Origin of the sequence: Okeania sp. SIO2C9 (genome assembly GCF_010672455.1) — a bacterium.
In the GTDB taxonomy this organism is placed as follows: Bacteria; Cyanobacteriota; Cyanobacteriia; order Cyanobacteriales; family Microcoleaceae; genus Okeania.
Map to the genome: position 1 here is coordinate 31,417 of NZ_JAAHGO010000030.1, position 23,497 is coordinate 54,913.

General features: G+C 35.6%; 19 protein-coding genes and 3 pseudogenes. 6 read left to right on the top strand and 16 right to left on the bottom strand.

The window, feature by feature from the left end:
* Nucleotides 1–500 precede the first annotated feature (500 nt).
* The 11 genes and pseudogenes from F6K23_RS22020 to F6K23_RS22070 all read right to left on the bottom strand — a co-directional run bounded on the left by F6K23_RS22020 (nucleotide 501) and on the right by F6K23_RS22070 (nucleotide 11,471).
* Nucleotides 501–830 carry a helix-turn-helix transcriptional regulator gene (locus F6K23_RS22020; protein WP_293159818.1) on the bottom strand — a complete coding sequence of 110 codons (330 nt, stop codon included), beginning with the start codon at nucleotides 828–830 and terminating at the stop codon, nucleotides 501–503.
* A gap of 166 nt (nucleotides 831–996) precedes the next feature.
* Nucleotides 997–1,983, bottom strand: a complete 987-nt coding sequence (gene arsS, locus F6K23_RS22025; protein ID WP_293159820.1) for an arsenosugar biosynthesis radical SAM (seleno)protein ArsS — start codon at nucleotides 1,981–1,983, stop codon at nucleotides 997–999.
* A 523-nt stretch (nucleotides 1,984–2,506) separates the two neighbouring features.
* Nucleotides 2,507–2,671, bottom strand: a complete 165-nt coding sequence (locus tag F6K23_RS22030; protein ID WP_293159822.1) for a hypothetical protein — start codon at nucleotides 2,669–2,671, stop codon at nucleotides 2,507–2,509.
* Nucleotides 2,672–4,197: 1,526 nt separating this feature from the next.
* Nucleotides 4,198–4,659 (bottom strand): DUF2267 domain-containing protein, encoded by a 462-nt coding sequence (locus F6K23_RS22035; protein ID WP_293159824.1) that lies wholly within the window; start codon nucleotides 4,657–4,659, stop codon nucleotides 4,198–4,200.
* Nucleotides 4,660–4,802: 143 nt separating this feature from the next.
* On the bottom strand, nucleotides 4,803–5,051 hold the full coding sequence (locus F6K23_RS22040) for a hypothetical protein (protein ID WP_293159826.1): 249 nt from the start codon (nucleotides 5,049–5,051) through the stop codon (nucleotides 4,803–4,805).
* 759 nt (nucleotides 5,052–5,810) lie between these two features.
* Nucleotides 5,811–5,915: pseudogene (locus tag F6K23_RS22045) on the bottom strand (IS1 family transposase); the annotation flags it as partial.
* 684 nt (nucleotides 5,916–6,599) lie between these two features.
* The gene (locus F6K23_RS22050; RefSeq protein ID WP_293159827.1) at nucleotides 6,600–7,796 is read right to left on the bottom strand and encodes a methyltransferase domain-containing protein; all 1,197 of its coding nucleotides are present in this window, start codon (nucleotides 7,794–7,796) and stop codon (nucleotides 6,600–6,602) included.
* A gap of 653 nt (nucleotides 7,797–8,449) precedes the next feature.
* Nucleotides 8,450–9,838 (bottom strand): hypothetical protein, encoded by a 1,389-nt coding sequence (locus tag F6K23_RS22055; RefSeq protein WP_293159829.1) that lies wholly within the window; start codon nucleotides 9,836–9,838, stop codon nucleotides 8,450–8,452.
* Nucleotides 9,839–10,197: 359 nt separating this feature from the next.
* A complete protein-coding gene (locus F6K23_RS22060; protein WP_293159831.1) occupies nucleotides 10,198–10,674 on the bottom strand; it encodes a hypothetical protein in 477 nt (158 codons plus the stop codon).
* Between the two features lie 57 nt (nucleotides 10,675–10,731).
* Complete coding sequence (locus F6K23_RS22065) at nucleotides 10,732–11,229, bottom strand: DUF3368 domain-containing protein (protein WP_293159833.1); 498 nt, start codon at nucleotides 11,227–11,229, stop codon at nucleotides 10,732–10,734.
* Nucleotides 11,226–11,471, bottom strand: coding sequence for a UPF0175 family protein (locus tag F6K23_RS22070; protein ID WP_293159834.1), 246 nt, complete (start codon nucleotides 11,469–11,471; stop codon nucleotides 11,226–11,228). Before F6K23_RS22070 ends, F6K23_RS22065 begins: the two co-directional genes overlap by 4 nt.
* Before the next feature lie 325 nt (nucleotides 11,472–11,796).
* On the opposite strand from F6K23_RS22070, the gene F6K23_RS22075 reads away from it, so the two are divergent.
* The gene (locus tag F6K23_RS22075; RefSeq protein ID WP_293159836.1) at nucleotides 11,797–16,839 is read left to right on the top strand and encodes a PQQ-binding-like beta-propeller repeat protein; all 5,043 of its coding nucleotides are present in this window, start codon (nucleotides 11,797–11,799) and stop codon (nucleotides 16,837–16,839) included.
* A 548-nt stretch (nucleotides 16,840–17,387) separates the two neighbouring features.
* Here the strand turns inward: F6K23_RS22075 and F6K23_RS22080 are convergent.
* Nucleotides 17,388–17,981, bottom strand: a complete 594-nt coding sequence (locus tag F6K23_RS22080; RefSeq protein WP_293159838.1) for a transposase — start codon at nucleotides 17,979–17,981, stop codon at nucleotides 17,388–17,390.
* Between the two features lie 151 nt (nucleotides 17,982–18,132).
* Between F6K23_RS22080 and F6K23_RS22085 the strand changes: the two genes are divergently transcribed.
* From F6K23_RS22085 to F6K23_RS22100, 4 genes and pseudogenes are all read left to right on the top strand, one after another.
* Nucleotides 18,133–18,312 (top strand): hypothetical protein, encoded by a 180-nt coding sequence (locus tag F6K23_RS22085; RefSeq protein WP_293159840.1) that lies wholly within the window; start codon nucleotides 18,133–18,135, stop codon nucleotides 18,310–18,312.
* A 204-nt stretch (nucleotides 18,313–18,516) separates the two neighbouring features.
* Nucleotides 18,517–18,768 (top strand): annotated as a pseudogene (locus F6K23_RS22090) (Uma2 family endonuclease); the annotation flags it as partial.
* Between the two features lie 57 nt (nucleotides 18,769–18,825).
* Nucleotides 18,826–18,969, top strand: a complete 144-nt coding sequence (locus F6K23_RS22095) for a hypothetical protein (RefSeq protein WP_293088335.1) — start codon at nucleotides 18,826–18,828, stop codon at nucleotides 18,967–18,969.
* Nucleotides 18,966–19,643, top strand: a pseudogene (locus tag F6K23_RS22100) (Uma2 family endonuclease); the annotation flags it as partial. The gene F6K23_RS22095 and the pseudogene F6K23_RS22100, both read left to right, overlap by 4 nt.
* Nucleotides 19,644–19,926: 283 nt before the next feature.
* Here F6K23_RS22100 and F6K23_RS22105 read toward each other — a convergent pair.
* Nucleotides 19,927–20,385: a hypothetical protein gene (locus tag F6K23_RS22105; protein ID WP_293159842.1), complete on the bottom strand. Its 459-nt coding sequence runs from the start codon at nucleotides 20,383–20,385 to the stop codon at nucleotides 19,927–19,929.
* Nucleotides 20,378–20,581, bottom strand: a complete 204-nt coding sequence (locus F6K23_RS22110; protein ID WP_293159844.1) for a hypothetical protein — start codon at nucleotides 20,579–20,581, stop codon at nucleotides 20,378–20,380. Before F6K23_RS22110 ends, F6K23_RS22105 begins: the two co-directional genes overlap by 8 nt.
* A 272-nt stretch (nucleotides 20,582–20,853) precedes the next feature.
* Here F6K23_RS22110 and F6K23_RS22115 point away from each other — a divergent pair, with 272 nt between their 5' ends.
* Nucleotides 20,854–21,060: a hypothetical protein gene (locus tag F6K23_RS22115; protein ID WP_293159845.1), complete on the top strand. Its 207-nt coding sequence runs from the start codon at nucleotides 20,854–20,856 to the stop codon at nucleotides 21,058–21,060.
* A 66-nt stretch (nucleotides 21,061–21,126) separates the two neighbouring features.
* Here F6K23_RS22115 and F6K23_RS22120 read toward each other — a convergent pair whose 3' ends face one another.
* Nucleotides 21,127–21,801, bottom strand: coding sequence for a response regulator transcription factor (locus F6K23_RS22120; protein WP_124143623.1), 675 nt, complete (start codon nucleotides 21,799–21,801; stop codon nucleotides 21,127–21,129).
* Between the two features lie 521 nt (nucleotides 21,802–22,322).
* Entirely contained in the window at nucleotides 22,323–23,138 is an 816-nt protein-coding gene (locus F6K23_RS22125; protein ID WP_293159848.1) for a DUF1838 domain-containing protein, read from the bottom strand.
* Nucleotides 23,139–23,497 lie beyond the last annotated feature (359 nt).

A 23,497-nucleotide genomic window follows, 5' to 3' on the forward strand; every position in this document is an offset into this window, starting at 1 on the left:
AGAGCAAAAAGACTTTTTCAGCAAACCCTAATTAGACATCTCCTCCACCCATAGGGAGTAGGGAGTAGGCAGTAGGCAGTAGGCAGTAGGGAACCCACCCCAACGCCCCTCCCAGGAGGGGAAATAATTGATGTATCTATTGGGATAATTGATTTGATTTTTTATTCTTGGAGATGTCTATTAGCTGAAGGTAAAATTGAAAAACTTATGTTTTGCGCCCAAAGTTAATCTCAAAATCATTACCACGACTCAACGCCAAAAATTGTGGTCTAAAGTATCCCATTTTCAGGAAAAAAAAAGAGAATATTTCTGATGTCAAGCATCCTTATTGCAGAGGTACTGTTTTGCTAGCGCACAACTCCGTTAATGCTGCGCGACATGTTTGCGGAGCATGACTATAGAAAAAAGCGTAGCTCCTCCGGAGGAGGCTAATTGTTAACGCAGTTCCGACCATAGGAGGCTAACTGATAACTGATAACTGAAATAATCAGGCATTTCAGTTAATCATTATTGAGACAAAGGTGAGCTGGTAAGGGGCTAATTTTTTGATATTCTGATAGGTACTTTTCTAAACTTTCAAGTTGAGATAAATTAAGACTGTAATATATCCAACGACCATCCTGGCGACTTTTAACTAAAGCAGCTTCTTTGAGATTTTTGAGATGAAAAGATAGTTTGGACTGAGAAACTTGAAGGCGATCGCATATATCACACACACATAGTTCTTGTGTACGCAAAAGTTCTAATATTTTAATTCGTAATGGGTCAGAAAGTGCCTGAAAGCTTGCTGCCATAGAAGTAGGGGATAAGTTTAGTGATGTTTCGAGCATTTTTTTGTGATAATTTGCTGGCTTTGTATATTAGTTAGTAATATATAGTATTGCTAATTTAGATATTATCATAGATTTGGGAATTCAGGAAATTAAACATCTCTAAATTAATCCTTTAGTAGTAGCTTGGGAATTAATTTAAACTATATTTTTTACTTGCTCTAAATTATATTAATGACCCACTGCAACTAGAGCCACAACCTGCTGTACAACCGTAACAATAATTTGCTGTCTGCACTTGTTCAATTATGTCTAAACTATTAGTTTCTAATAACTTAGCTACTGTAATGTTTTCAATTTTGTTAGTTTTAGCTGGGATATTTTCCATCTGATTAAAGTCACAGTCGTAGACATTACCTAAATAATCAATTGATAATTCATTTCGACACATTAAATTTTCTACAGTCTCAGAATTAAAATTTGACTCCAAAAAATCTAGATAAGGCTGATATATTTTTCTATTTTGCAGATATAGCTTAGTTCTACCTATGGGTAAATTGGTAATTGTAAAAAGTTGGTTAAAGTTGATGTTAAAATTTTCTTTTAAATATTTTTGATAATCTTCCTCTAGATTTTTTTGATTAGGAGGAAGGGTAAATTTATTTTTATTGGGAACGGGAGGATTATAAACTAAATCTAAGATAAGATGTTGATCTGTTCCATATCCTAATTTGTTTAACCATTGCAATGCCTGAATTGATTCACTATAAACGCCATAACCGCGCATTTTATCGACATTATCTTCTAAATAACAAGGCAATGATGCCACAATTCTCAGTTGATTTTCAGCACAATATTCTGGAATATCTGCAAATCCTTTAACAAAATAAATTGTTAGATTAGAACGAACAATCACTTCTTTTTTATTTGTTCTAGCAGCTTTAACTAATTGTTTAAAACCATAATTCATTTCCGGTGCACCGCCAGTCAAGTCAACTGTTTGAATTTGAGGAAATCTATTAATTAGTTCAATTAATTGTTCACAGATTTCTGGGGAAAGTTCTTCTGTTCGTTTCGGACTCGCTTCGACATGACAATGGGTACAGGCAAGATTACAACGTTTGCCAAGATTAATTTGTAAAACAGTAATTTTTTTCTTAGTTAAGGTTGTATCAAGTTTGGTTTTGAAAGGTGTAAAAGCTGTCTGAATCATTGTTATTATTTAATAATAAGGATTTGAAAAATTTGTGATATATTGTTTTTAACAGGTAAGTATTGATTGAAGTGAATTTTATATTTACATTTTCCTGAATTTTTTCATCATTATATTTTGATGTAATGATATTAATTTTAATGATTAATTACCACTTTTGTAAAATAGCTACGTCTCTATTTTTTTTATAAATTTTGTACTCATTTACTATAGTTTAAATAAAGTTTTTCATCAACAATTGTATTTACTGCTTCCTCGCACTAATTAACTTTGACTAAAGTAGGTTATGAGGTCAGTGCCATAGATAGCTATTCTATTTTTTTGTAGATGTTTGTTTAAGAATTTTTACCGAAAAATTGTGGGTATGCGCCTCCCCTTGGATAGGGGATAATAAGCGGTCGTTTGCGCAGCATGACCTAGGATGGGATGGCGAGGTCTCGGAGCCATATCCAATCGACTCCTGTGAAGAAAAATTTTCATGAATTTGTCAATCCTCTTCAATTCATAGAGAGGTAATTATTCATTATTCATTATTCATTATTAATTGTTGAACAGTACAGAGATTTTTTCTAGGGTCAGAGTTTTGGGCGATCGCTCCACTTGTATTAGTATTTGATTCAATAGTTGGTTTAGAGTTAGGAAAACAATCATTAGTTATTCCTACACTCAAGTATAACAGTAATAGCAAATGTCATAAAATAGTGATGTTTGATAAAATTCAATTTATAGATTTTTGAATTTAATTATTAATTACAGACATTTATAATTAAATCTAGATAAACTGAGTCTAACCTGAGAAATAATTAAGAAATAGGCGAGTATCTATAAGTATCTATGCTTGAAGTTAGAGAGTTAGGAGTCGGCATCAAAGCAAATTATTGAATAGTTTGGCAGGTAATTTTGTCAATAATTCAAGGTTTAAAACTTCCCTTTGACTTTGCCATGAGCTGTCGCTCTACAATATAAAATAAAAAAATTATTTTAGTAAATCTTCTTCCTTTCAAAATAGATAATTATTAATGGTTTATTTTTGAATATTAGCACCTTTTTTTAATTTTGTATTACTGTCCTCATAATCCTAAATTTTATACAATGTTATCCGCCAAATTTTTGGAGAGTGAGAGTAAGTTTTTTAATATTCAATCTGGGATAGATAAAAAATAAAAATGTAATTGTTCTATCCAGATTTTTAACATTTGTTTTAATACTAAATTCAAAAAATGTAGTTGCGTCCCTCTTGGTCGATTGGATATGGCGAGGAGACCATTCCCTACGGGACGCAGACGCGTTAACGTAGTTGTGCGCTATCAAAGCCATCCTACCCTTGGGGAAGCTCCGCTTTTTCCTAGGTCATGCTCCGCAAATATGTCGCGCAGCGTTAACGGAGTTGTGCGCCAGCAAAACAACCGCTTAATCTATATTTTTGGCCTTAAGTCTAAAATTTTCTCACTCGCAGATATAGCAATTCTCATATTGGTGAGGTACAAAATTCTTTTGTTGCGCGGGAGTAGGGAGTAGGCAGTAGGCAGTAGTAATTCGAGAAACAGGGGATAGAAAAAAAAGAAAAACAACTGTATCTAACTAATTTGAGAAACGCTATATTGTAAATATTGAAATAAGTAGTTGATCGGATTGGAGAAGTTATTTTTAAGCATGATTTTCAGCTTTTTTTTTGTAGCATTCTTTTTTCAAATTGGTATAAGACCTCTACGCTTATTTAAAGAAATTAGTAGTGCGCCTTTATGGCAGGTCTGAGACCCGCATTATACAACTGTTAACACAGTTCCTCCGTAGGAGGCTAACTGAGTCAAAATCTCAAAAATTATTTTATGGAAAGTATAGTTGTTGTGATTAGCAGGATTTTGTTTTGATCGAGTATAAGATTAAATTTAATCCTTGTATTTACTATGATTAAAAATCAGGAATAAGGATGAAAGCTAGAAAGAAGTTAATTAAAATTATCAGCAAATCTTTGCGACCTGAAGATTATTATATATAGCTGCCCTAAATAGATTTTGAACAAATTTTAGTGCTCTAAATACTGAGGCTTAATTCTCTTGATATATAGCTAATGTTCATATTCTATCTAGGATAGCTATAGCAGTGCTGAAAATCAAAAAAAATCTTTTCTATTCCTTCTTTATTCCTCCTTTCCTAAAAAATGCTGCACTAACAAACCTAGTGATTTTAAAGAGTGGAAAAAATATTAATCTCCTAAGCTTCGTTCCACATAACCTTAACTTTATCTGGCATAAAATTAGCTATTTCTTGAATTCTTTCTGGAGAAAGTTCTTCCTTTGTCGCAGAAAAAACAGCTTTAATTACAGTTTCCGGTGCTATTCCTTTAGGAACACCTGATTCTTGATTAACTCGGAAAATAAAAGTATCACCATCAAATGTAAGTGGTGGTCGAATTTTACTCAGAAAAGCAACAAGTGGATTATTATCTTTCCAGAGTTCTGCTATTTCATCTGGGTCTGGTTTTTCACTACTGGAACTTAAATCTGAAGCTACCTGATTAGATGCTTCTGTTGTCATTAAATCGCGCATTGTACGAAAGACAATAACACTAATATCTCTGGCATCGTAAATATCTGGTAATCCTGCCTGAGTTTGAACTTTCTGAAGAAAAGGCACAAATTTTTCATCTACAGGGACTTGTTGAGAATCTGTCATAATTAAATCCTTAAATATTATTAGGTGATTAGATTTTATCACATAGGTAAGTACAAAAAAAATGACTACTCAGGTAGTTTTTATCTACTCACTAATATGTTTGCCATCTAGATAGATAATAATTGAGATAGAGCAGTCGCTTTTTAATTTCCTAAATCTATTGGTTGTTGACTAGGGGGAGTTGTAAATCCAGTTTTATCAAGAATATAAACAACTCCAACCGATAAGATTGCTCCTACAATTAATCCAATTGCTATTAATACTAAAATAAACCGCTCCAGCATTACCCTAGTTTCAGGATTATAAGATTCTATGACTTCCATTTGGTCATTTTTATTTTCTTCTGACTCAACTGAATAATTATCTAAAGGTTGAAAATTTGAATTAGGCATTTTATTCATTCATTGGGTAATGGGTAATTGGTAATAGCTCAAACAGCCTCAAAATCTATGAAATTGCAGATTTGTAGAGCTAGGATTATAGCTATGACATCTTATCATAACTGATTAGAAGAAGTAAGAAGGAAGAGGGAATAAGGAAGAAGGAAAAAGGAAAAATATTACTTTGTCTGAATTTTAAGCTTTTGATAAGCCTTAACCTTTCTTTCGACTGCTATGTATCAAAAGTTTTGGTAGTCCGAAAGTGGTTAAATATCAAGAAGATTAGAACTATTCCCAACGTGGTAATTTCAGTTATCAGTTAACAGTTATCAGTTATCAGTACCTCTGCAATCAGGAGGCTTGACATAAGAAATATTTTGGAGGCGCATACCCACAATTTCTCGGTAAATATGTAGCAATATTCTAAAATTGGGGCGACCATTGCATCAGAATAATACCATTTTTCACGCATTATTGTTAAATATCCTTGAGAGTAGGGAGTAGGTTCAACAATTAATAATGAATAATGAATAATGAATAATTACCTCTCCTTGAAAGGAAGAGGATTGACTAATAATGAAAATTTTTTTTTATTATCCCCTTAAAAGGGGAGGCTTTAAACCACAATTTTTCGGTAAAAAGAAATAAGATATTTTGGTTTAATACCGATAATCGCATGCAAACATTACTGAAGCATTATTATCACTTAATAACTGAAGTCGCATCTAAACTATAGCATTATTTTTGGTAATTTGTATAATGTATTAAATTTCATATAGATATTAAATGATTTTCCAATTTTTTTTTAAAGGATAAAGTCTTCCTAACAAGATGGGAAATTCACTGACGAAGAGTATGATTAAAGCGTTCAATATAAGGGTGCTTGAATAAAGCCAAAAATTTATCGCTTTTAGGCAACAGCTCATCTGGCCACAGGCAACAGGGAATATATAGGAAAAAAGTATTTTTGCAAATATGAGATGCACCCCAATATAACTTGTTGTACCTATTTATTTTTCTACTATTTTATGTCTGATTGATAGAGAAACTTGATTATAAACTGACCAAAAATATGTACAGAACTAATTTGGCATCTATATCGATCGACTTTATATTATGAGAACCTCAATTCTGCCAAATTAAACAATGATTTTTAGAGAGCGATCGCTCGCCATAAATATTTCTTTTACCCGGTGGTATGCCTAAACTATAAAAATTTAAAAAAAATCAAAAATTAAGTATTTTAAAATTGAACAATTTTTATGACCGCTACATATCTACCACTTCCCCTAAAAGCTGAAAACTCACACAACGCCAGATTTTTGCTTCTTCCTTCTGTTATACAAAAAAATACAGTAGAAATTAGTCTCTCGTTTCTACTGTATTTAAAGTCAGATCATTAATAGAATATCCCTTTAATTAGTGATAAAAAAATCATCTTCTTTCTCACTTCAACGGCAAATCTATCCCTGCTCTGCTACTCAATGATTTATAAGTATTAAACCAGACATGATATTAGAATTATCCCAGTCTGTAATTTAAGATTATTTTTGATTTAATTCAACCACAATCTGAAGGACTGCAACAGTCAGTATTATCATTAATACTTGTAATTCGATAATCTAAACCTTTAGTTTCCTTAGGATGCCTATCTTTAGAGCGTCGGCAATTAAATTGTTTTGCTAAATTTAATGGAATATCTGTATAAGGCTCAACAGGCAAAAAATCCTGATGATAAGGACTATTTTTGTCTGTATAAATTTTGAAAGTTTTATCACAAACAGCCATTCTTTGACCTCTGTACAAAGTATGACCATCATCATCAACTACCTTTTTCCAAGGACCTTTGTAGATTACAGCCTGATTCCTTTCTAAACATTCTCCTTCTTTTCCTTTAAAAGCACGAACTGTCACAGAATTAAATTCAATTCCATCTATTACTTGCCATGGTTTTTCTTGACGTTTGAGAATTTCAACTCCGTAAAAACCAGCTTTTTCAAACATTTTTAGAAAAACATCTTCTCGAAATGCTCCAGCAATACAACCACTCCATAATTCCGGGTCATTAATAATATCTGGAGTTGGGTCTTCATCGCAGACAATATCAGAAATAACTGCTCTACCACCTCGCTTTAAGACTCTATAAATTTCACTAAATAGTTTTTCTTTATCTTGGGGACGAACTAAATTCAACACACAATTAGAAATTACTACATCAACACTATTATCTGGAATTAAAGGTTGTTCTTTGCGGAGTGCATTACATTCTGATTCAAAAGCTGCTAGAGCATCAATAGAAGTAATTGGATTTGCGGTAAGCCACTGTTCAACTATATCTAAGTCAAGGGCTAAATCTTGAATTTTTCCTTTGACAAATTTGGTATTTTTGAATCCAATTTTAGTAGCTATTTCATCTTGATATTTTCGAGCTAATCCTAACATATCATCATTAAAATCTACTCCTATTACTTGCCCTTCGGCACCAACCTTTTGAGCAATAATATAGCAATTTTTTCCAGCACCCGAACCTAAATCTACAACTGTTTCTCCAGATTTAATATAAAGAGTAGGGTCGCCACAACCATAATCTTTTTGAATAATTTCTTGAGGTAAAATATCTAGATAATTTTCCTCATATTCAGTCGGACAACATAGAGCTGGTTGTACTTGTTGAGCCCCTGCTTGATAACGTTCTAAAACTGCATTTTCAATATTATAGTTAGCAGTCAATTGTTCATTTGTAGTTGTATCGGTCATTTCAGTTATCAGTTATCAGTTATCAGTACCTCTAGTTAAAGTCAGAGGCTTGAAATATTGAACTTTATTTTCTCTTGGTCGATTAGATATGGCGAGGAAACCTCGCCATCTCTCGACCGCTTTTTCATCCCCTTGAAAGGGGAGGCTTCAGACCTTATTTTTTGGTCATAGATAAATCTTGTTCAAATTTTTCCCAATTCATTATATCTACCAAATAATTAAGCTGAAGATGACACACATTAAGGAAATTTTCACAAAGTATGATTTATATCTTGTGAAAATTTATCTAGTTATATATTTTTATTTAAAACACTTTTAAATGAGTATTTGCTGAGAAGAAGTAAAGAATAAGAGAATAAATAAGTAGACGTCTTTACATCAAAAATTGTTGAAGTAATAAATTTTCCATACTACTGGAACTTCTGTAGTAGTAATCATGGGTTCAGGTCATTTCAGTTATCAGTTAGCCTCCTCCGGAGGAACTGCGTTAACAGTTATCAGTACCTCTAGTTAAAGTCAGAGCCTTGAAATATTGAACTTTATTTTCTCTTGGTCGATTAGATATGGCGAGGAAACCTCGCCATCTCTCGACCGCTTTTTCATCCCCTTGAAAGAGGAGGCTTAAAACCTTATTATTTTTTGGTCAAATTAATTTACGATCGCTTTAATATATATTTTCTGAAAAACAAAACAAATATACTGGCAGCTACAATTATGATTAATTTGACTATCAATGTATTTGTATTTTCACAGAAATTCTTAGAGAGAATTAATTCACATTGTTGTTTGACACTGACATCTTTCTCGATATAATTAAAAACAGCTGCTCCTGTACCTACCACAGTAATTAATTCTTGAAAGTTCCGATCGTTCTTAGCTTTTTCTATTTCTACTTGGCTGCGGATAGGGTTAATATTACCTTCTAATAATTTCAATCCCTGGTCAAAATTTTGTAAATCTCTTGTAATTTGCAAAAGATATTTTTCGTTGACTAATTGACTAAATTCTTCAAAAAAGTCGATTGTGGTTTTATTTATAGTGACTTTTTCTATGGCTTTTTTATAGAGAGTTTGTAATCTTTTATCGTAATTACTTAAATTTATTTCTATTGTGCCTTGTTGAAATTTTAAATTGTTTAGATTCTGCGTATATTTATAGATGGCAACTTGGAATTGACTCAGAACATCACTAATTTCTTCCAACTTATTAACTTGCTTCTTTCCTGCAGTAATATTTGCTTCTATAGATTCAATTTTTGTCTGAATTTGACTAAATGTATTTTTAATTAGATTACTTAAAGTCCGAGTTTGGCCGTAAGCCCAAATAATTTTATGGTGATAATAAAATAACCCTATCCAGTCTCGATAAAATTTACTTAATTTGTAGAATGTTTCTTGGTCTGGATAGATAGCAATAATAATATGTTGATTTTGAACAATAGCAGTAATTTTTTTGTCTGTTAATTTTACAGTTTGTTGTTTTAACCTATTGTCAGAATATTCAAAAATTTTTGCTCCAATAAATTCACCTTTGCCCTTAAATTCTATTTCTTGTCCGTTGGGAAAAATTGCTTTGCAACATTTTTTGGCTATTTCTTCTATTTCTTCTGGGGTTGTTTCTGAGGAATTGGGTAGGTAGGTGGATAGCATCCAAGTCTGACCTAATGTGGCTGTATTTTCTCCTAATTTTTGTTCAACTTTTGTTCTTAATTCGCCAAAATATTCTGGTGTTTTTTTTTCGGGTGCAGCAACTTCTAATAATAGTCCATAACTATCTCCTAATCTTACTGGATAGTAATAACCATCTTCTCCAGAACTATTAGGATCTAAAGGAGCATAATTAGATTTGAGCAGGGGAACATATTCTACTTCTATATCTTGGTCGTTGTCTTGTCCGTCTTGTTTTAATTTTTCCTGAACAGTTGGGTGGAATTTCTGATAAAAATATTGGCGTTTTTGTTCTATGTCTTTTTCATCATCACCGAGACCGTTTCTCAGGTCGTAGAGAAATAAGTCAATGGTGGGATTAATAATATCGGTCATATTTTTAGTTATTAATATAGTTGTAGGTTAGGTTACTTATAATTTCATTGCGAGGGGGGTTGAGAAAGTAATTATTTTGGTTTACTTAGTTATTACCAAAAAACAAGGTCTAAAGCCTCCCCTTTTAAGGGGATGAAAAAAGTAAGTTTCCGTATTTCAAGCCTCTGGGTTTCCTAGGTCATGCTGCGCAAACAGCCAGAGGTACTGATAACAGAAATGACCTCTCTTGGTAATCTTTTCTAAAAAAATTAATTTGGAGATTACGTCTATTGAAAATATACTTTCCTCGAAAGGTTAATTTGTTTCATTTTCGCCTCGTAATGACATTAGATAAACCTGCCCCATCCCAACTACAAAAATTATTTATTGTCTGAATACTTCTGACTAATTAAATTCAATAATTTATCAAACTTACTAATTTTTTTTACTGTTTCTGATGGCTCTGGTGATGAGATAATTTGGATGGCTGCATTGGTAATTTCATTGCTTTGAAAATCTGACATATCAATATCAGGAATAGGACGCTCTAGGGGTTGATTTTCCTCGGTAGGAATAAGTGCTGTTATTTCTTCGGTATTAGGGATTAAATTTTGAGGAATCTCATCAATTTTTTCTAGCTTGGAGTTAATATTTTGAAAGACTGTATTGAGGGATGGGTTATTGTTAATTATTTCCATTAGGGTTGGTTCAATATCTGTTTCCCAAGCTGTAGGGTCAAGGGATAATTGTTGACCAGCAATATAAAGATTCTCGTTTTCCTCTGCATTTAGGGGACTATCTAACTCTTTGATTGCTAATAACATAGATAATAAGAATTTGTTCGCTGAATCGTTCATTTTGTGCTTCCTTGATTTGTCGTTTATTTTTTCTGTAGTTTTAGATGAATTTAGTTATTAGTCTTGATTAGATTCTTGTGCCAACTTTAATACATATAGATACAATCTCTGATTAATACGAAAACCTGCTTCAGTAATTAAATCATCCATTAATGGCTGAATATTAGTAATTAGTCTTCTTTGTTTAGCAATTAACAAGATACCTAAAACACCAATCACATTCAACCCTAAACTAATAGCTTTTTTTCGACCTGGGTTTTCATCTATGATTACTCGTTCAGCATCTAAAGAAACTGCTAAAGCTATTGTTTCTGATTCTCCTCGATGTAATTCATTCTCTAACCTTTCCAATAATAACCGATTCTTTAACTCACGTTTTTCTATCCAAGGTAAAGTTTGAACTTCAATCGTACCTGGTACATTATAACCTAATCCTGTCATTTCTTCATAAACAGCTACCGGAATAATAATTGTGCCATAAATATCATGGAGTAGGTTAAGATAGCCAATGGCTGACAAACTGGTAATGGGTGATGTATTACTAACAATGATCACAATTCACCCAAGGTTTTTAATGTTTGTAATTCTTGTTGAAAATCTGAACTATCATAATTGACACAAATATTTCTTTGGGCTAGTTCTTGACGAAATTCAATTAATGATAAATTAGCAAAATTAGCCGCTTTTGCACTGCTAATTTGATAGTCTCTAAACATGATAATTGCTATTTCTAGTTGCAATATTTTTTCGCTTTTTCCCGTTGCTTGGATAATCTCATTGGGGATTACAATACTCATGGAAGATTAAAATCTTTAAGATAGGGCTATAATAATTATAGCATAAAAAAATTCTCCTTTGTCTAAGTCCCGTTAAGCATCTACACAAGATAATTTATACAAACAATGGCTATAAAGCAAGGTTTTTACCTTCTAAAATGTGTGATTTATTTTGTTTCCCTGCTTAATAATAACTGATAACTGATAACTGAAATGACCTGCTATTACTTTTGTTTCAGCAGATAATGAACTAAATGTAGCTGTTTTAAGGGAAGGATTATTGATAGAAAATCCTCAGAATTATCCAGATTAATTTGTTGAAAACTTTACCAAATAATCAATCATTATGAATAGAGAAGCATTAGTAGTAGGAATTAATTCTTATCCATTTCTCAAAAAAAAGAAACTGGGAGACTTAAACCTCAAAGCACCCGTAAAAGACGCAGAAGCCATAGCCGAAATGTTAGAAAAATACGGCAAATTTCATGTACAACGTTTACCTAAAACTTACAACCAAGAAGGTAAACCTAGATTTCTTCCCAAGGGTCTTGTCAAAATTAATGACCTGGAAAAAAAGATTATTAACTTATTTAATCCTCCATCCAAAAATGAAATTCCAGATGTAGCTTTACTCTTCTTTGCCGGACATGGTTATTTGAAAGAAACAGGAGGAATTCAAGAAGGATTTTTAGTCACCAGTGATGCTCAACTTAAAAATGAGAAATATGGTATTTCTTTAAATTGGTTAAAAGAATTATTAAAAAATAGTCCAGTCCCAACACAAATAGTTTGGTTAGACTGTTGTTTTAGTGGAGAATTTTTAAACTTTCAAGAAGCAGACCCTGGTACAGGAAAAAAAGTAAGTCGCTGTTTTATTACTGCTGCTCGTTCCTTTGAAACAAGTGTAGAACAAATAGATGGAGAACAAGGTGTTTTTACAGCAAGATTACTCAAAGGTTTAAATCCAGAAAATTCTGTAGATGGTTGGGTAACTAACTATATATTGGCAGATTCTATCAAAAAGAATATGGTTGATACTGCTCAAGCTCCTGTATTTCATAATTCAGGAGATGCAATAATTCTAACTACTAATACTGAGACTGAACCCTTAGATGAAAGTTGGAAAAATACTCCTCCTTATCGTGCTTTATCTTATTTTACAGAACAGGAAAAAGATGCAGTATTTTTTCATGGCAGAACTAGATTAACAGATGAATTAATAGACCGAGTCAGAACAAATAATTTTATCGCTGTATTAGGAGCATCCGGTAGTGGAAAATCATCCTTATTAAGAGCAGGTTTATTATATCAATTGAAGCGGGGGCAGAAAATATCGGGCAGCGATAGATGGCAATATATTAAACCATTTACTCCCACTGCAACACCTCTAGAAAATCTGGAAAATGCAATTATAGCAAACATTTACGATCCCCCTAAATCCCCCTTAGAAAGGGGGACTTTGAAGGCTTCCCCCTTAGAAAAGGCGACAGCAGAGGACTTTGAAGACTCAACCCGGAAACAGGAGAGGGTCGGGGAAATTGAAGACTCCCCCCTAACAAAGGGAGAAATTCAAAGCTCTCCCCTGAAAAATGGAGAAATTCAAAGCTCCCCCCTTAAAAAGGGGGGCTGGGGGGGATCTAAAACTGTACCTCAGCGATATAACCAGGAAAGGGTCGGGGACTTTGAAGACTCAACCCTGAAACAGGAGAGGGTCGGGGAAATTGAAGAGTCCCCCCTGACAAAGGGAGAAATTGAAAACTCCCCCCTTAAAAAGGGGGGCTGGGGGGGATCTAAAACTGTACCTCATAAATTAAAGAATCCCGATCATATAGAAGCAGAAAAACCAGAGAACTTAACAGAAAAATTAATCGAATTTATTCAGTCAGTAGAAGCAGAAAGAGTCATCATAGTAATCGACCAATTTGAAGAATCTTTTACTCTGTGTGAAACTCACGAAAAACGACAAGAATTCTTTAATTGCTTCTTATCAGTTTTAGCAAATGAAACAATTCAAAAGAAACTTTGTTTAATCTTAGGAATGCGGGCAGACTTTCTCGACCAATGTTCAAAATATCCAGGATTAGCAACTCAAATTAAAGAACATCAACTATTAGTAACGCCTCTGGAAAAAGATGAAATAGAAGAGGCAATAAAAAAACCAGCCGAATTAGTAGGGATGGGAGTAGAACCAGGATTAGTTGCTCAAATGACACAAGATTTTTTGCGTAATCCAGGTAGTTTACCTCTCTTGCAATATACTCTGGATGTACTGTGGAAATCTGCGAATCAAGGAGAAGAGAAAAGTAAATATTTAACTCTGACAACTTATAGAAAGTTGGGTGGAATAAAAGGAACTTTGACTAAACGAGCTAATCAAGTATTTGAGAGTTTGAGTAAAGAGGAAAAATCGGTTGCTAAGAGGATATTTTTAGAATTAGTACAGCCTGGAGAACAACAAATAAATTCAGGAAAAATAACAGATACTCGGAGGCGAGTAATATTAGAATATTTGCCCAATGAACAACATAGTTTAGAGCTGTTGTTAGAAGTAAGTGATAAATTGGCAGACCAAAATAATCGACTAATTACCAAAGATAAGTCAGAAAAAGGAACATTATTAGATGTTATTCACGAAGAATTAATTAGAAGTTGGGAAAAGCTGAGAAATTGGGTAGAAGAATATCAAGAAGCTTTGCCGTTGGAGAGGAAAATAGAAGCAGATGCTGCTGAGTGGAAAAAACACGATAAACAAGATGATTGGTTATGGCGAGAAGGACAGTTAATAAAAGCAGAAGAATATGTGACAAAATATGGGAATATGGGTTTGTTAAATGGATTTGCTTATGAATTTGTGAGAGCAAGTCAGGAGTTGAGAAAGCGTTGGGAAGTTGAAGAGAAAGAACGGAAAAAAAGGGAATTTGAACAAGAGCAAAAAGCTAGGAGGTTAGCTCAAAGACGGAATCAAATTTTGGGTGTTTCTTTGCTGTTTATGAGTGGGTTATTTGCCTATAGTTGGATACAACAAAGGATAGCTAAACATAATAGTGAAGTATCATTGACGAGTAAGATGGCAGGAAAAGCAGAGATTATCAGAAATAATAACCTTTATGATACAAGTGTTTTGTTAGGACTTCAGTCCATGGAAAAAGTTCAAAAATTTAAGCAATGGCGAGAGTCCGGATGGAGGAAAGTTTTCAAGACATTTTTAGACGGTCAATTTTTAGATATTCCTCAGAATGAGGCAGATGGAGCTATCCGCAATGGACTAACGAAACTACCAGATCATCTGCATACTCTCAACCACAAGTCCAGGGTAAATGCAGTAGCATTTAGCTCCGACGGTAAAACCATGGCTACTGCTAGTTGGGACAATACCGCCCGCCTCTGGGATGCCGATACTGGCAAAGAATTAGCTACTCTCAACCACAAGTCCAGGGTAAATGCAGTAGCATTTAGCTCCGACGGTAAAACCATTGCTACAGGAAGTTCTGACAATACCGCCCGCCTCTGGGATGCTGAGACTGGCAAAGAATTAGCTACTCTCAACCACAAGTCCAGGGTAAATGCAGTAGCATTTAGCTCCGACGGTAAAATCATTGCTACTGCTAGTTGGGACAATACCGCCCGCCTCTGGGATGCTGAGACTGGCAATGAATTAGCTACTCTTAACCACGAGGGTGCGGTAATAGCAGTAGCATTTAGCTCCGACGGTAAAACCATTGCTACTGCAAGTGATGACAATACCGCCCGCCTCTGGGATGCTGAGACTGGCAAAGAATTAGCTACTCTCAACCACGAGGGTTTGGTAATAGCAGTAGCTTTTAGCTCCGACGGTAAAACCATTGCTACTGCTAGTTTTGACAAAACCGCCCGCCTCTGGGATGCTTCTACTGGCAAAGAATTAGCTACTCTCAACCACGAGGACTGGGTATTTGCAGTAGCATTTAGCTCCGATGGTAAAACCATTGCTACTGCAAGTGGTGACTATACCGCCCGCCTCTGGGATGCTACTACTGGCAATGTATTAGCTACTCTCAACCACGAGGGTGCGGTAATAGCAGTAGCTTTTAGCTCCGACGGTAAAACCATGGCTACTGCAAGTCATGACAAAACCTCCCGCCTCTGGGATGCTTCTACTGGCAATGAATTAGCTACTCTCAACCACGAGGGTTTGGTAATAGCAGTAGCTTTTAGCTCCGACGGTAAAACCATTGCTACTGCTAGTTTTGACAAAACCGCCCGCCTCTGGGATGCTGATACTGGCAATAAATTAGCTACTCTCAACCACGAGGGCAAGGTATGGGAAGTAGCATTTAGCTCCGACGCTAAAACCATTGCTACAGGAAGTTCTGACAAAACCGCCCGCCTCTGGGATGCTGATACTGGCAATAAATTAGCTACTCTCAACCACGAGGGCAGGGTATCGGAAGTAGCATTTAGCTCCGACGGTAAAACCATTGCTACTGCTAGTTGGGACAAAACCGCCCGCCTCTGGGATGCTGATACTGGCAATGAATTAGCTACTCTCAACCACGAGGGTTTGGTAAATGCAGTAGCATTTAGCTCCGACGGTAAAACCATTGCTACTGCAAGTGATGACAAAACCGCCCGCCTCTGGGATGCTTCTACTGGCAATGAATTAGCTACTCTCAACCACGAGGGCAGGGTATCGGAAGTAGCATTTAGCTCCGACGGTAAAACCATTGCTACTGCTAGTTGGGACAAAACCGCCCGCCTCTGGAATGCTGAGACTGGCAAAGAATTAGTTACTCTCAACCACGAGGGTGAGGTAAGAGCAGTAGCATTTAGCTCCGACGGTAAAACCATTGCTACAGGAAGTTTTGACAAAACCGCCCGCCTCTGGGATGCTTCTACTGGCAAAGAATTAGCTACTCTCAACCACGAGGGTGAGGTAAGAGCAGTAGCATTTAGCTCCGACGGTAAAACCATTGCTACTGCTAGTGCTGACAAAACCGCCCGCCTCTGGAATGCTGAGACTGGCAAAGAATTAGTTACTCTCAACCACGAGGGTGAGGTAAGAGCAGTAGCATTTAGCTCCGACGGTAAAACCATTGCTACAGGAAGTTTTGACAAAACCGCCCGCCTCTGGGATGCTTCTACTGGCAAAGAATTAGCTACTCTCAACCACGAGGACACGGTATGGGCAGTAGCATTTAGCTCCGACGGCAAAACCATTGCTTCAGCAAGTGCTGACAAAACTGCCCGCCTCCATCAGATAATGACAGAAGATTTAATGACAGAAGCTTGTCGCCGCCTCAGTCGGAATTTAACAGCAGAGGAGTGGCAGCGCTATATGAATAGTGGGTTGGATAAATATGAGAGAACTTGCGAAAATCTTCCCGTTCATCCTAGTGTAATTAAGAAGTGAAAAATCTAGCAAAAATAGAGGAAAAACAGAAACAAAAGAAGGCAATTTATATCTTTAAATGTGCCAAAAAATTAAGCTTGTAGTAGTGCTTCAAGCCAAAAAATAGAGGGGGCTAAAGCCCTACTACGAACTCAATTTTCGACTTTTTAAATTTTGTTTCTCTCCGAAAAATAGAGGGGGCTAAAGCCCTACTACGAACACAATGCTCGACTTTTAAATTTTGTTTCTCTCCGAAAAATAGAGGGGGCTAAAGCCCTACTACGAACTCAATGCTCGACTTTTACAATTTTGTTTTACTCCGAAAAATAGAGGGGGCTAAAGCCCTACTACGAACTCAATTTTCGACTTTTTAAATTTTGTTTCTCTCCGAAAAATAGAGGGGCTAAAGCCCTACTACGAACTCAATTTTCGACTTTTTAAATTTTGTTTCTCTCCGAAAAATAGAGGGGGCTAAAGCCCTACTACGAACACAATGCTCGACTTTTTAAATTTTGTTTCTCTCTGAAAAATAGAGGGGGATAAAGCCCTACTACGAACTCAACTACGAGCTAAATACTATCCCATCCTTTCCCATAATCTCTCAATGGATACTCTACCCAACAACTTCTTAACCAATCTCTTCCCTCATATTTTAAATACCAATGAACGCTACTTTCCTGCCAATCATAAGGAGAGTTGACATAACCATGTTTGACAGGATTATAGTGAATATAATTTATTGTTGCATAATAATGATTTTCCGAACGAATTCCTCGGTCAGAATAAGAATGCCAAACTTTGCCAGTCAAGTTATCTTCTAAATTCCACTGACGAGCTAATTTACCATGAATTAATCTCAGAGTTTTAGTTACTTTTTTAAAGTCAACATTTTTAACTAATAAATGATAATGATTTGGTAAAACTACCCAAGCTAAAATTGTAATATCAATATCGATAAAATTTTCCCAAAGTAAATTTAAAATTTGTTGACGGCGAGGTTCAGAATTTAAACGGCACTTATGTTCAAAACAAGTTGCTGTTAATAAATAAAATTCATAATTGGTCAAATGATGAGGAGGTGAATGAGGAGGATAACCATTAGCCAATCTTTGCCGAACTATTTCCGCTTTCTGTTGAGCTGTAAGTTTACGATATTCGTACATTTCACTTATTCGTTCGTAGTAGGGCTTCAGCCCGAAAAACAGAGAACTGAAGCTTACCCTTTATTTTTCATGTTTCTATATTATCACGATATAGTTCGTAGTAGGGCTTCAGCCCGAAAAACAGAGAACTGAAGCTTACCCTTTATTTTTCATGTTTCTATATTATCACGATATAGTTCGTAGTAGGGCTTCAGCCCGAAAAACAGAATTAGTCAGAAATCAAAAAGGCCAAGTAATGACCGTATTGGGTGAAGGTGAAAAGCCAAAAGCTGAAAAGCCTTTATCTGTAAAAGTTACACAGGATATTGATGAGTATTTGCGATCGCTATAGAAGTCAGTGGTTAGAGGAAGCAATAACAGAAAAGGCTGGAAAAGAAATGCAGGAATAAAGGCTGAAGGGATAAGTCTGGTTTATTTTTTTCCATCAAGTTATGGTATGTTATTCATCAACCTGACTTGTTTTCTACTTGAACTAATATAGTTTATAGTTGTGATAAAACTCAGGTAATCATAATCACCAAAGGTAGAATTTTTAATGGCAGAGACAAAAATAAAAATAGACCTACCACCACCTTTTCCCGATCATACTCAATTACCAGATGAAGACGACACCTTTGTGAAAAATTTCCAGGAACATCCCCAAAGCATCCTTTTAACTGATTCCATCGCACCAATTTTACAACAACGACACCCAGATGGAAATTATGTGATCGGGCAAGATAGTGGTATCTATTGGCGAGAAACAGAACCCCCCGAAAGAGGAGCAGAAGCACCAGATTGGTTTTACCGAAAAATTGGGTTTAAAGCCTCGCCCTTGTAGGGCGACTTTTTATTTCATTTGCAAGTGAATTGGATATATGCTAAACTGTTATTAGTTGCCGGGGGGCACTCGGAAACTCTAAACGGACGTGGAGGGAAGCATCAGACTACCGCCAAGGAAGCAGCACCCTGTGAAGCGTCAACCCGCCGAAGAGCTACGGCTCAGTAGGAATCCCCGCGCCTTTAGGCCGGGGAGGATGTCAAATTCCCAATGTACCACCACTATTAAACGGTGAAATTCGTTGTTTCTATTGTCTGTGGCTAGAATATATAGCACCTTTAATTGCTCTAGAATTTGCCAGTAGAGACGGAACAGAAGAATTAGACAAAACACTTTTGTCAGTTTCCGAAGATGGTGAAACAACAAAACCAGGAAAATTTTGGGTATACGAGCAGATTATTAAAATAGATTACTACGGAATATATGTCATCAAAACTGGCAGTTTAGAAATGTATCATTTAGAGGATAAGTCTTATCGCCAGATGTCTCCGAATGAGCGGGGTCACTACTTTATTAGACCCCTGGGGATAGAATTGGGAAAATGGGAAGGTTACTATCAAAATCAAACTCTATCATGGTTACGGTGGTGGGACTCTGAAGGTAATTTATTGTTAACAGGAGCAGAAAGAGCAGAAGTAGAAAAAGCGCGTAGCGATCGCTTTGCCAATCAAGCAGAACAAGAACGCCAACGGGCTGAACAAGCAGACCAACGTGCAGAACAGGAACGCCAAGCACGAAGAAATGCTATTCCTCAATTATTAGCAACGGGAATGAGTGTGGAACAAGTCGCACAAATTCTTAGTTTAACTGTTGAGGAAGTGAGGAAAATTTCTGATAGTTAACTAATACAGCAGATTTCAAGTATATGAAGTACAGATATTAACAATTAAATCTTCTCAGAGCATCTTATATCATGTTCGGATAATTACTTATAATAAAATTTTTGTTTGTAGTTGGGCTTTAGCCCTTACAATACTTACTATTAGGGCTAAAGCCCTACTACGAGCCTAATTATAACTATTCTACCGTTAGCGTAGCTCCCCCGGAGGGGGAACATGATATTACCCGCTATGAGTGTACCTCAATAATGTGGAATCTGCTGTATTATTTAGTCTATAAATTTTATCAAGTTCCATTTGATTTCAACCACTCTTGATAACGGTGTTCATTACCGCCAAAAGATTCAACTGAAACTTGACCTTCTCGTTCATAAACTAAAGATTTATATTCCTCAAGAGTCATTGGTTTTTTCTCACAATATGCAATAATAACCTCACGGAATAATGGCATATTTTGCAAGTCTGGTTCATAACGTTCTACATGAGAAACTATCCATTCTGTAGGAATTGCCCTAGAAGAACGAAGAGTAGCACCAGAACCAGTAGAATAGAGTCGCCGACCAATTTCTTGCTCATACTGTCTTTTTTCTACTGGTTGCCAATCATAACTAGCACGAATAAGACGGGTAGTTTCATCTTTTTCAATTAACCCTCCTGAATGTCGAACCCATTGCTCGCCTTGTTTTACCATGTAAATAATTAGAGTTGCTTGATCGTCTAATAATTGTTCAATATTTTCAGTCATTGTCTTTCTCTGTGTGGTCTGCAAATGATGTTTCTCCCTCAAAAATACATTCTGTATCAAGAATAGATTTACTATCGTCTTTCCTAGTTTCTAATAATTTCCATTGATTTCTTTCTGCCATATTTTCACAATCTTCTTCTGAAACTGCCCAATGGCTAGATGTGTTGTTTTTATCACTATTATTCGGCTCTGACATTTGCTAAGATTAGAGTGTATATTTTGTTTGTTACTTGGGCTGAAGCTATGACTTCAAAGCCCAAGTTTTTTTGTACTAAGTCCCTAGTTAACTTCCAGGGATGCTTACTTTTTATTTTTCATGTTTGAATATTAGCAGATGTATACGTCTGTATATAGCTTTTGTTGATCAATATTACTGATGTATACGTCAGAATAGAAGAATAAAAAATTATGACCGATGTATACATAGTATAATAGTATAATAGATGGAAAAATCATCAGCAAAAAATTATGTCCAAGTTAGTCAGAAATAAAAAAGGCCAAATAATGACCGTATTAGGTGAAGGTGAAAAGCCAAAAGCTGACAAACCTTTATCTGTAAGAGTTCCACAGGATATTGATCAGTATGTGCGATCGCTCCCTAATAGAAGTCAGTGGTTAGAGGAAGCTATAACAGAAAAGGCGAGAAAAGAAATGCACGAATATAGTAAGGAATAGTTTAACCATTAATAATTAATAGTGGGAAAAACATTTATCCAGATAATATTTTTCCTTATTTATAAATTATTCCCGCAATACATAACCGACTCCTCGGACAGTTTGAATTAACCTTTTTTCTTCATTAGATTCTAACTTCAAACGTAAGTAACGAATATAAACTTCAATAATATTTGAATCGCCCATAAAATCGTAACCCCAAACAGTTTCTAATATTCTATCTCTTGTCAAAACTTGTCGAGGATGAGCCATTAAATATTCCAATAAATCAAATTCTTTTGCTGTTAATTCAATTGCTCTATTATCCCGATAAACTTCCCTCGTACTTCTATTTAAACTCAGGTCTTCAAACATTAATAAATCGGGATTAGGTTCTTGAGTACGTCTGAGATGTGCCCTAACTCTAGCTAATAATTCTTCCACACTAAAAGGCTTTAATACATAATCATCCGCCCCTGCATCTAAACCAGCTACGCGATCGCTCACATCATCCTTAGCTGTTAATAGAATAATTGGTACTTTATCGCCAGTAGTTCGCAAACGACGACATAATTCTAACCCCGATAAACCAGGTAACATCCAGTCAAGAATTATCAAATCAGGCTTAATTTCTCGTGCCATTGTTATGCCAGCGAACCCATCATTAGCCACCGTTACTTGATAACCTTCATATTTAAGTTCTAGCTCGATAAATTGAGCTAGTTTTGCCTCATCTTCAACTACCAGAATGTTAGATGACATTTGTTTTTTTATCTAAACACTTCTATTTATTCTATAGCAGGGAATAGGTAACAGGGAATGGGGAATGGGGAATAGGCAACAGGCAAAAGGCAACAGGCAACAGTCAGAAAAACATTTCCCTGTCTTAGGGTTCATTATCAACATAAGTCCTCAGCAACTCCTTCCTTGCTATACTATTATTTTAGATAGTTAAGAAAGAAGAATTTACCAAATAATTAAGGTTTAAAAACTCTACGCATCAAAGAAAAAAAGAAATTTTTTTTTATTCAATCCTCTTATTCAAACACAAGTCCTAACAAGGAAATATTTGTAGTGCGGGCATCTTGCCCGCCATAGGTGCATCTTGTCCTGATGAAATTTCCTGTAATTATTAGACTTCTCCAATAATAAAAAATAAAATCAATTATCGCACAGAAATTATCAATTATTACTCCCTACTCTGTACGGACGTTGCATGCAACGTCCCTACGACCTACTCCCTCTTCTCTGAAGATATCTATTAATTATACAAATAAATAATTCTACTCAACTTCTTCTACCGGAATGGGAAATTTTTCTCCTTTCAAATAAGCATCAAAATTTTGCCTAAAATAAATCCAAGAAGTCACGTCATCCTTATCTAAAAGAGATTTAGCTGCATTTTTAAACAACGGAACGCGAGTATTCATTTCATCCTGAATTAACTGGGGTAATTCTGCAACACCAGCCACCTTCCCACCCCAAGCACTATAAATTAGATTACCAGAGCGATCGCCCATTTTCATCCATGGCACCCAAGGACCTATTCTATCCCATGCCAACATTACCTTAGATACAGAAGTTGTGTCAGGATTTTGTAAATCTGCCGTGGGTACTGTCAACTTAAACAATTCGCTAGCTTGATAAAGAGGTTGAGGACTATATTCAGCAAACTTTGGATCGTCGGCGAGGGGGTTGGGATAACTAGAAAATAGGTCAAACTTATAAGTAGTCAACTCCTCATCAACTAATGCAGGCATTGGTCTTTTAAATAACCCCTGCACTGGATTATTGGCCACATGAACTACAGGCAAAACTTCATCCGTCCAGGGATTTTTCCAAGTATCCAACTTTTCCCCTGTTTCGGGGTCAAGATAAAATGTTAGTTCCCTAGAAGTAAAATCCCAACCTCCCTCCGGCCTCGGAATGCATCTGGCCACACTCATCCCTACTATTTGGAACAAATGCTGTTTTGGTTCCCCAGGAATAAAGGCATAAACCGAACCCTGCCAAGTCAGAAAAGATTGTTGAGCGTCGGTACTAGCACGCACTTTCACCCAGTCTTTTGCTTCAAGGAGTTTTTTGGTGAGATTGACCATTCGTTTGCTGATATAATTTTTTGTCTATAATAATATAGCAATTAGCAGTCAGTTATCAGTTATCAGCTTGATTTTTTTGTTTTTTTGTCTAACTTTTTAGACATACTTTATATGTGAAAGAGAAAATTATAATTCAGAGCTAATTTTAATTACTAAATAGTCAATCAGCAATTATGTAAGCATTCAGCTATTCCTGCGGAATGCTACGCAAACAGCTTTTGAACCTAATAACTTACTCAAGTTAGCTAATGACCTTTTTATTTCCTGCGGAATGCTACGCAAACATAAATTTTAATTCTCTTTGGAGACTAATTCCTCCTTCGGTATAATAGTAAGTTCATAACTCATAGCTGATAGCT

Bases quoted from the DNA above. Each gene is read 5' to 3' on its own strand.
- F6K23_RS22035 (WP_293159824.1), bottom strand. From the start codon at position 4,659: ATGACAGATTCTCAACAAGTCCCTGTAGATGAAAAATTTGTGCCTTTT.
- F6K23_RS22060 (WP_293159831.1), bottom strand. From the start codon at position 10,674: ATGAACGATTCAGCGAACAAATTCTTATTATCTATGTTATTAGCAATC.
- F6K23_RS22105 (WP_293159842.1), bottom strand. From the start codon at position 20,385: ATGACTGAAAATATTGAACAATTATTAGACGATCAAGCAACTCTAATT.
- F6K23_RS22040 (WP_293159826.1), bottom strand. From the start codon at position 5,051: ATGCCTAATTCAAATTTTCAACCTTTAGATAATTATTCAGTTGAGTCA.
- F6K23_RS22125 (WP_293159848.1), bottom strand. From the start codon at position 23,138: ATGGTCAATCTCACCAAAAAACTCCTTGAAGCAAAAGACTGGGTGAAA.
- F6K23_RS22115 (WP_293159845.1), top strand. From the start codon at position 20,854: ATGTCCAAGTTAGTCAGAAATAAAAAAGGCCAAATAATGACCGTATTA.
- arsS (WP_293159820.1), bottom strand. From the start codon at position 1,983: ATGATTCAGACAGCTTTTACACCTTTCAAAACCAAACTTGATACAACC.
- F6K23_RS22120 (WP_124143623.1), bottom strand. From the start codon at position 21,801: ATGTCATCTAACATTCTGGTAGTTGAAGATGAGGCAAAACTAGCTCAA.
- F6K23_RS22050 (WP_293159827.1), bottom strand. From the start codon at position 7,796: ATGACCGATACAACTACAAATGAACAATTGACTGCTAACTATAATATT.
- F6K23_RS22055 (WP_293159829.1), bottom strand. From the start codon at position 9,838: ATGACCGATATTATTAATCCCACCATTGACTTATTTCTCTACGACCTG.
- F6K23_RS22020 (WP_293159818.1), bottom strand. From the start codon at position 830: ATGCTCGAAACATCACTAAACTTATCCCCTACTTCTATGGCAGCAAGC.
- F6K23_RS22080 (WP_293159838.1), bottom strand. From the start codon at position 17,981: ATGTACGAATATCGTAAACTTACAGCTCAACAGAAAGCGGAAATAGTT.
- F6K23_RS22070 (WP_293159834.1), bottom strand. From the start codon at position 11,471: ATGAGTATTGTAATCCCCAATGAGATTATCCAAGCAACGGGAAAAAGC.
- F6K23_RS22085 (WP_293159840.1), top strand. From the start codon at position 18,133: ATGTTTCTATATTATCACGATATAGTTCGTAGTAGGGCTTCAGCCCGA.
- F6K23_RS22110 (WP_293159844.1), bottom strand. From the start codon at position 20,581: ATGTCAGAGCCGAATAATAGTGATAAAAACAACACATCTAGCCATTGG.
- F6K23_RS22075 (WP_293159836.1), top strand. From the start codon at position 11,797: ATGAATAGAGAAGCATTAGTAGTAGGAATTAATTCTTATCCATTTCTC.